Raw genomic sequence first — 8574 nt, 5'->3', positions numbered from 1 at the left:
GCGCCGGAAGGCCCCGCCTGCTGGTGCGCTGCTCGGCGGTTCAGACGGGCTTTCAAAGGACCACCGAGCCTTTACTGATGCCACATTGCAGATCACCGGACAAAGCTACGAACCGTTGATCACCTGCATTTCCGGTCCCCTCTGACGTGCCGACTGGAGGTGATGACGGGCGGAAAAAGGGCTTCGCATGTCTGAGCCCGAAGGGCGAGTTTGCGAAGACCCCGCACGGCATCGCCGGAAGGAGGGAACCCCCGAAGGGGGCGCGGCAGCGGGGTACGTTTCTTTGCCTTCTTTCTTGTCGTACAACAAGAAAGAAGGTCGCCCGCCGGGGCGAGACCCGGCCGATGTAACGCTAAGCACGGGAAAGCCCGCCGGGCTTGGAAAGCCTGACCTGTCACGGGGGAAACGCTTTCCACACTTAACGCGACATTGCCTTTTTATTTGCCGTGGCGCGGCCCGTCATCCCCCGATCACTTCGCCGTAACACCCGTGCAGCATCGCGCCGCGACACTGGCCGCATGGACCGAGCCGGACTTGTTTGCCAGGAAATCGTCAGCCCGCTGACACCCCTTCGGGTGGCCGTGGTGACCGAGACGTTTCCGCCTGAAATCAATGGGGTGGCCATGACCACCGGACGCATGGTGGAGGGCCTGGTGGCGGCCGGGCACCGGGTGGACCTGATCCGCCCGCGGCAGGTGCACGAAGGGGGCATGATCCTGGCGGGCGATGGTTCCGGCGGGGTCGAGGAGCTGCTCGCTCGCGGCATTCCGATTCCCCGCTATGCCAACCTGCAGCTTGGCCTGCCGGCCCGCAAGCTGCTGCTGAGGCGCTGGTCGCTGCAGCGGCCCGATGTGGTGCAGGTGGTGACCGAGGGGCCGCTCGGCTGGTCGGCGCTGACGGCCGCGCGCAAGCTCAAGCTGCCGGTAATCAGCGAGTTCCACACCAATTTTCACAGCTACACCGGCCACTACGGCGTGGGCTGGCTGAAGCGCCCGATGGCGGCCTACCTGCGCAAGTTTCATAACCGCGCCGACCTGACCCTGGTGCCCACCCGCGCCCTGTGCGGCGAGCTGGCGGAGCAGGGCATTGCGCGGGTGGATGTGGTGTCCCGCGGTGTGGACACGACGCTCTTCGACCCGGCCCGGCGCAGCGAAACCCTGCGTCGCCAGTGGGGACTCGCGCCGGATGATCTGGCCGTGATGTGCGTGGGGCGCATTGCCCCCGAAAAGAACCTGAGCCTGATCGAGAAAGCCTTCGAGGCGATCCAGGCCCGCCACCCGCGGGCCCGCCTGGTGATGGTGGGTAGCGGCCCGGCCATGGCCGGCATGCAGGCGCGCCAGCCGCGGGCGGTGTTTGCCGGTGCGCAAACCGGTGTGCTGCTGGCCGAACACTATGCCAGCGGCGATCTGTTCCTGTTTCCCAGCCTCACCGAAACCTACGGCAACGTGGTGGCCGAGGCGCTGGCCAGCGGTGTGCCGGTGGTGGCCTACGGGCAGGCCGCGGCCATCGAGCTGATCGATCACCGGGTGCACGGCTGGCTGGCCCGGCCTGGCGACGAGGCCGGTTTTGTCGAGGGTGCGCTGGCCATGGCGGAATCGTCTGAGCTGCGCGCCGGGCAGCGTCTGGCGGCGCGCAAGCGGGTCGCTAACCTGGCCTGGGGCGAAGTGGTGGAAAGCCTGGTGACGCTGCAGCGCCGGGTGATTCTGAGTTCCCCCGCCACGGCCCGGCGCTGATCGGGGGCTGTTTCAGTCTGCGGCAATCGGCAGGTCGCTGCATTGCTTGCCGTATTCGATGTCGCTGGATACCCAGCTTTTCCATTGGCCGGGGCTCATGTTGCGGGTGAGCTTGGCACACAGCATGCCGGGCCAGCGCAGCGGGGCGGCCCACAGGTGAAGGGCGCCGCTGCGGCTGACCGAGCGGACGTATTCGCCGTTGCTGCTGAAGGCCACGTACTGGATGGCATCGGCGTGGCCGTCGAGGGCCTGGCCCACCGGCACGCCGCTGTCGGCGCGCCACAGGCGCAGGCTGCGGTCCCAGCTGCCCGAGACGATGTGCTGGCTTTTGGGGCTTACATTCACGCTCGTCACCCAGTTGGCGTGGCCTTCCATGGCGTCGCCGATGGGCTCGCCGGTGGCGGCGTTCCAGCGGCGCACGGTGTCGTCGGCGCCGCCGGAAACGATCAGGCTGCCGTCCGGGCTGAAGGCGACGGCGAGCACCCAGTTGTCGTGGCCTAGCATGGGGCGGCCGATGAGCTGACCGGTGGCCACATTCCAGTGGCGCAGCCGGGTGTCGGCGCTGGCGGAAACCACGCTGCGCCCGTCCGGGCTGAAGGCCAGCGCGGCAATCCACGCGTCGTGGCCGCTGAGGGGCTCGCCCACGGCGGCGCCGCTGGCGGCATCCCAGATGCGCAGGGTGGTGTCCCAGCTACCGGTGGCAATCTGCTTGCCGTCTGGGCTCCAGGCAATGGCCGACACGGCGCCGCTGTGAGTGTTGATGGGCGGGCCGAGCGCTGCGCCGCTGCGACCATCGACAAGGCGCAGGCTGCCGTCGAAGCTGCCGGTTGCGAGGCGTTTTCCGTCGGGGCTGAAGGCCAGGCTGAGGATGGGCGCGTCGAGCACGGGCTGGAGTTTTTCGTTGGCGCCCTGGTTCTTCCAGAGGCTCGATATCTTCCACAGATGCAGGCGCAGATCCTGGCCGCCGGCCGCCATGCGCTCGCCGTCGGCGCTGAGCGTCAGGCTTGCAAGCTGGTGCTTGCCGCGGGCGAGGGGTTCGCCGATGGGCGAGGCGTCGTCCGGGTTCCACAGGCGCAGGCTGCCATCCAGGCCCACCGACACGATGCGCGGGTTGCCCCGCTCGATGAAGCGGGCGCCGGTGACGTCCCGGGTGTGGCCGAGCAGCGGTTTGCCGACGGGCCTGCCGCTGTGCCCGTCCCACAGGCGCACGCTGCCGTCGTCGCTGCTGGAAACGATGGTCTTGCCGTCGCTGCTGAAGGCGACGCTGCGTACCAGGCCCTGGTGGCCGCGCATGGGTTTGCCGATGGGCCGACCGCTGGCCACGTTCCAGAGCATCAGGTTGTTGTCCCAGGCGCCGGAGACGATGCGCTTGCCGTCCGGGCTGAAGGCCACGCTGCGCAGGGAATCGACATGCCCGACGAGGGGGCGCCCGTGGGGCTTGCCGGTGCGCACGTCCCATAGCTGAAGGGTCCGGTCGTAGCTGGCGGTGACGAGCTGGCGGCTGTCCGGGCTGAAGGCGACGGCGATGACCGTTTCGCTGTGGCCGGCAAGCGGCTGCCCGATGGGCATGCTGGTGCGCACATCCCACAGCCGCGCGGTGTTGTCGTTGCTGCCCGAGGCGATGAGCTTGCCGTCCGGGCTGAAGGCCACGGCGCGCACTTCGTCGGTGTGGCCGGTGAGCGGAAAGGCCAGGGCCGGGTGGATGCCGTCGTCGGCGACTTCCCACAGGCGCATGGTGGTGTCCTTGCTGCCGGTGACAAGCAGCGTGCCGTCCGGGCTGAAAGCCAGGCTGCGCACGGTTTGCAGGTGGGCCGGCAGCGAGGCGCCGATGGGTTTGCCGGTGGCGGCGTCCCACAGTTGCAGGGTGGTGTCGTCGGCCACGGTGGCGAGGCGCCGGCCGGTGGCACTGACCGCCATGGTGAGGAATTCAGCGTTGCCGCTGACCAGCCGCAGCAGGTGGCGCGCGCCGCGCAGGCCGGCCAGCAGGTCGCCCTCGGCCTCGGCATCGAGCGGCCGGCCGGGGGCCGTGAGTTGCTGGGCGGCGAGCAGTTGCTGCATGGCGCGCTCGTCGGGTTCGGGGCGCAGCCGCGCCAGCATGGCCGATGATTCGGCGCGCAGGCGCAGCCCGGTGGAGGCGCGCAGCTCGCCCAGGGCCCGGGCTTCGGCCTTGCGCGCCTTGATCTCTTCGGCCTTGGCTTCGGCGGCGCTGATGCTGGCCCGGAGCGCGTTGTCGTGGGCCACCTTGGCGTTCCACAGCGCGGCGCCGGTGGAAATGGCCAGGATCAGCACGGCGCCCACCACCGTTGCCCGCCAGCGCTGGGCCGCGCGCAGGTGCTTGGGCGCAAGGCTCAGGCGCTGAACGACTTCGCGGCTGGCGATGCCCAGTTTGACGGCTTCCTGGGTGTCATCGACCCAGATGGTTTCCCCGACGTTGAGCCAGGGGCGGATGGTGTCGAGCAGCGCGTGGTCTTTGAGGGCACCCTCGATGCTGATCGGGATGATCGGCCGGGTGGGGTGGTACTGGCGGAACTCCTCCACTTCGGCGCGCACCCAGCGGGGTTCTTCCAGGGTGCCGCGGTTGGCGATGACGACGAGAATCCGCGATTGCTTGAGCGCCTTGCGCAGGGTGTCGTTGAGCGTGGTGCCGGGCGCGGCTTCGTCCTCGCTGTAGAACACGGTGAAATCCCGCTCGCGCAGTTGCCGGGCCAGGTCGGACGCGTAGGACTGGGTGCCGCGGGGCGGAGCGCCGAGGGCAAAGGAAATAAAGATGTCGTAGCCGAACAGCCAGGTGGCCGACGTGCCCCGCTGCGCCGGCGGCTTGCCGTTTGCGGGCGGAACGGGGGCGGGGGCGTCGATGGAAGACGGCAGATGCAACTCGGACATGGGGCTTGACCTCGGCATGCGTGCGCCGGCAGTGCGGCTGGGCGGCCCGGAGGAAGCCTGCCCGTCTTCAATATTAGTACGGCATTGGCGGTGGTGCTGGTCGATGAGACGGGCTTATGAACGCGTGCTGGGGTTGCAGGCGTGATGCGGGCCGGACGCCTGGCGGAGCGTCACCACATCTTGCGGGTATCCAGCCACGTCACCTGCCCGGTGCGTTTCTGCACTTCCTTGAGCATGTGCTCCGTTCCGCCGGGCCCGTCGCCGCCGCTGCCGTTCCAGAGGCAGATGAAGCGGCTGCGCTTGATGCCGAGGGCCAGCGCGGTGTTGAGAAGCCACAGGTTGCAGCGTTCGAAGGGGTTGGCTTCCTCGCCCTGGCTGTCTTTGGGCAGCGGGCCGAGGCAGTCGGGCATGACCCGCGGCGGCAGGCACAGCGGATCGTCGCGAAGTTGGTAGTAGCGCTTGCGCCAGCTGTCGCCGTCGCTGGCGGGGAGGATGGATTGGGCGATGAAGTCCGGTTCGGGCAGGGGGAGCAGCAGCTGCACGCGCATGCCGCGGGCGAGGGCGGCTTCGGCGAAGAGGAGGTCGCCGCCGGAGGCGCCCTGGGTGAGGGCGAGATCCTTGCTGCTGGCGCCAAGTTCATCGAGGGCGCGGGCAATGGCGGTGGCGGCGATGGCTTCCTTGTCGGCCGGAAAGCGGGGTGTCTTGCGGCCAGGGGCGTCGATCATGTGGCCCGAGAAAAGGTGGACTTTTTCTGGCTGCCATTCTGTTTCGGGCGGGTTGAGGCGGCCCAGGGCGCGTTCGAAGGTGGCGATGCCGGCCGCGACATTGTCGGGCGCAAAGCCGATAGAGGCGAGGAGCCTGAGCTGGCCGAGGGTGGAGTCGAGCGCGAACCAGTCCTTGTCGGCAAGGGTGATGGCGGCCTTGTAGGCGGCCCCGACGCCGGCCGGATTGCTGCGCAGCACGGCCAGATCGCCCAGGGTGGCCCGCGCCCAGAAGAGTTCGTTCTTGTCCTGCTGGCAGCCGGCGGCCCAGGCGACGCCGCCGGCCATGCAGTCGGCTTCGTCGTCGAAGGGCGACTTCTGGCCGGTGAGATCGCGGTAGAGGTGGATCAGGGTGAGGGCGTTGATGCCCGAATAGTAGTGCTCGGGGGAAACGCGAAAGGCGGTGACGTAGGTGTTGATGGCCTTGAGCAGCAGGGCGTCTTCGTAGGCGGCGTCGCTGCGCCGTTGCGCCTCGGTGTTGTCCGGGCGGTTCCAGGCGGCAACCCAGGCGTCCTTGTCGAGTCGCCCAAGGAGTGACCAGGTTTCCACATCGTCGGGGTGTTTGCGGAGGATTTTCTCGTAGGCGGCGCGGGCGTCGTCGGCACGGCCGAGGCGTTGAAGGCACAGGCCGAGGGCGCGGGCGACTTCGACGTTGTCGGGGTCGAAGGCGGCGGCAAGCTCGAACTGTTCGAGCGCAAAGTTGAAGTGCCGGCCCTTGATCAGGGCCTTGCCGGCCTTGAGGCGGGCTTCGACGCGCAGCGCGGTGACCGGGGCTTCGTCGGCCAGCACCAGGATGTCTTCCGGGTGGCCGGCCTTGCGGGCGCTTTCGATGCGCGCGGCCCAGTCGTCGTGTTGATCCCAGAATTCATTGACTGCGCCGATGCGCAGGGTTTTCCAGTTGGGCTCGGTGAGGTTGGGCAGGAGCGAATAAACGGGGCTCACAGTGCGCTCGTGCCAGGCGTCGAGGGTGGCGCGGGTCATGTCGGCAAGCCTTTTGATGTCGGCTTCGAGCTGCGCCGGATCGGGGGCGCCGTCGCTCAGGTGGTAGACGAGCTTGCGGTCGGTGTAGGTGTCGAAGGGGTTGGTGTTGCGCGGGCCCTGCACGAGCACCACGCCGCGGGAGCGCAGCGCGTGGCGCACGCCGAGTTCGTACCACACGTTGGGGCTGTCGATGGTGAGATCGGCCAGCACCAGGTCGGCCATCAGGAGTTCCTGGAACATGTCGAGCCGGATGTCGCCGGCGCGGTCTTCTTCGTCGGCCCGGATGACGTCGAGCCCGGCCAGTTCAAGGGCGGGCTTGATCAGGCGGGTGTAGATGAGATCGAAATGGATCGGGGTGCCGTTTGCATCGGGCTTGGTGCCGAAGGGCATGGCGACGAAGGCGTGGAGTTTCATGGCGGGCCTCTCGGTCGGCGCGGCGGGTTATCCGGATCGGTTGACCTATCTTAGATGGTGCCGCTTGGGGGCGCCATACGTGGGCCGGGGTGGGCCGGGCCGGATGTGGCTTGCGCCGCGCTTCAGGGGAGCAGGGCCGCTTCGAGCGCCATCGTCACCTGATTGCGGCCGCCATCCTTGGCCTGGTACATGGCCGCGTCGGCGCTGCGGGACAGTGCGATCGCGTCGAAGCCGTGGTCGGGATAGAGCGCGATGCCGATGCTGGCCGAGATGGTAAAGGTGTGGCCTTCGATTTCGAAGGGCTCGCACAGCGCAAGGCGCACTTTCTCTGCGAGCGGCAGCGCGTCGTGGGTGGCGCGGATCTCGCGGAGCAAAACCACGAACTCGTCACCGCCAATGCGCGCCGGCGCGTCGGAGGCCCGGACGGTTTGCAGCAGGCGGGTGGTAACGCCTTGCAGCAACAGGTCGCCAACCCGGTGGCCGAAGGTGTCGTTGATCTTCTTGAACTTGTCGAGATCGATGAACATGAGGCCGAACTTGGTGCTGTTGCGGCGCGCCAGTGCCAGGGTTGCCGCGACGTGCTCGTCGAACAGCACGCGGTTGGGCAGCCCCGTGAGCGCGTCATGCTGGGCCATGTGGCGGATGTATTCCTCGGCCTTCTTGCGCTCGGAGATGTCCCGGCTGACGCCGTGAAACTCAAGCCGACCGGTGCGGGGGTTGCGCACGCGGACGATGACGATCTCGGTCCACAGCCTGCCGCTGGTCTTGTGGTGTACCTCCAGGTCATTCGCTATGGGGTGCTCCGGGCCTTGCGCGTTGGCCGGCCAGTTCCGGAGCAGGGCGAGCATTGCGGGTGGCAACACGATTTCGGGGGGCGTCGCGATGAGTTCATCCGGCGTGTAGCCGAGCAACCTGAAAACGGAGGGGCTCACGTACAACAGTTTGAGCGTGCCGGCATCGAGCACCCACACGACGTCTTTAATGTTCTCGGCGACATTGCGGTACTTTTCGAGGGCGATCGCCAGTTGCTCCGTCCGCATCTGGAAGCGGTGGTGTGCCCACACAATGACGCTCCCGATGCCGACAAAGGTCAGCGTGCGAAGAAGATCAGCCGAGCCCGGGAGCAGCAGGGACTCGGTCGGGACCATGAAGAACCATCGCGCCAGTACGGTGGAGAGAACGATGGCCGCACTGCCGGCAATCCACCCGCCGATCCAGCTGCTGAGGACGACAGCCGGGTAGAACAGGATGAAGGCCAGGGGCTTCACGGTTTCCCACAATGCAAGCTGCATCCCCAGTGCGATGAAAGGAAAGGCCAGGGCTGTGAGAACGAGGGGCCAAGGACGCAGGGACACTGGGTTTGAAACCATTTCCGATCCTTTTAAAGGCGGGGATGAAGCAGAGACTTCCATTGGTGGCAATTATAAATGTTGAAAATGATGAAATTAACAAATCTTGATGACCAGATGAGCATCTGGTAACGGACGTGGCGGGGCTGTCCGCGTCGTTCATTGCTGGCGGGGCGTTCTGTCGCGGCAAGGTGCCAGGCGATGAGCCTGCGCGTGGCCCCGTATCGGCACCGAGTGCGACCAGAAGGGCTGCACGGCCCGGGTAACAGTCGTCAGGCCTGCAGACAGTGCGTGAGGCCGCCGTCTTTCAGAATCAACGGCCCGCACACGTCAATGCCAGGCGAAAAATAAGGCGCTGTTCGCGTTAAGTATGGAAAAGCGTTGTTGCCCCCAACGGACAAGGCTCTCCAGACTTGGTGGGTTTGCCGTTACTGAACGGCGTTCCGTTGTTTG

At 67.2% G+C, this 8574-nt stretch carries 4 protein-coding genes; 1 reads left to right on the top strand and 3 read right to left on the bottom strand.

All coding sequences use genetic code 11. The features are described from left to right. Nucleotides 1-518 precede the first annotated feature (518 nt). Entirely contained in the window at nucleotides 519-1733 is a 1215-nt protein-coding gene (locus Q1W26_RS19460) for a glycosyltransferase family 1 protein (protein WP_300443531.1), read from the top strand. A gap of 12 nt (nucleotides 1734-1745) precedes the next feature. Here Q1W26_RS19460 and Q1W26_RS19455 read toward each other — a convergent pair whose 3' ends face one another. The 3 genes from Q1W26_RS19455 to Q1W26_RS19445 all read right to left on the bottom strand — a co-directional run bounded on the left by Q1W26_RS19455 (nucleotide 1746) and on the right by Q1W26_RS19445 (nucleotide 8142). Next, entirely contained in the window at nucleotides 1746-4616 is a 2871-nt protein-coding gene (locus Q1W26_RS19455) for a TIR domain-containing protein (RefSeq protein ID WP_300443528.1), read from the bottom strand. A 170-nt stretch (nucleotides 4617-4786) separates the two neighbouring features. Beyond that, complete coding sequence (locus tag Q1W26_RS19450) at nucleotides 4787-6772, bottom strand: tetratricopeptide repeat protein (RefSeq protein WP_300443526.1); 1986 nt, start codon at nucleotides 6770-6772, stop codon at nucleotides 4787-4789. 122 nt (nucleotides 6773-6894) lie between these two features. Further along, complete coding sequence (locus Q1W26_RS19445; protein ID WP_300443524.1) at nucleotides 6895-8142, bottom strand: diguanylate cyclase; 1248 nt, start codon at nucleotides 8140-8142, stop codon at nucleotides 6895-6897. Nucleotides 8143-8574: the final 432 nt, after the last annotated feature.

The sequence above is a fragment of the Zoogloea sp. genome (genome assembly GCF_030157465.1).
GTDB lineage: Bacteria > Pseudomonadota > Gammaproteobacteria > Burkholderiales > Rhodocyclaceae > Zoogloea.
The sequence above is the reverse complement of the archived record's forward strand: the minus strand, read 5'-3'. Positions and strand labels throughout refer to the sequence as shown.

Bases quoted from the DNA above. Each gene is read 5' to 3' on its own strand.
- Q1W26_RS19460 (WP_300443531.1), top strand. From the start codon at position 519: ATGGACCGAGCCGGACTTGTTTGCCAGGAAATCGTCAGCCCGCTGACA.
- Q1W26_RS19455 (WP_300443528.1), bottom strand. From the start codon at position 4,616: ATGTCCGAGTTGCATCTGCCGTCTTCCATCGACGCCCCCGCCCCCGTT.
- Q1W26_RS19450 (WP_300443526.1), bottom strand. From the start codon at position 6,772: ATGAAACTCCACGCCTTCGTCGCCATGCCCTTCGGCACCAAGCCCGAT.
- Q1W26_RS19445 (WP_300443524.1), bottom strand. From the start codon at position 8,142: ATGGTTTCAAACCCAGTGTCCCTGCGTCCTTGGCCCCTCGTTCTCACA.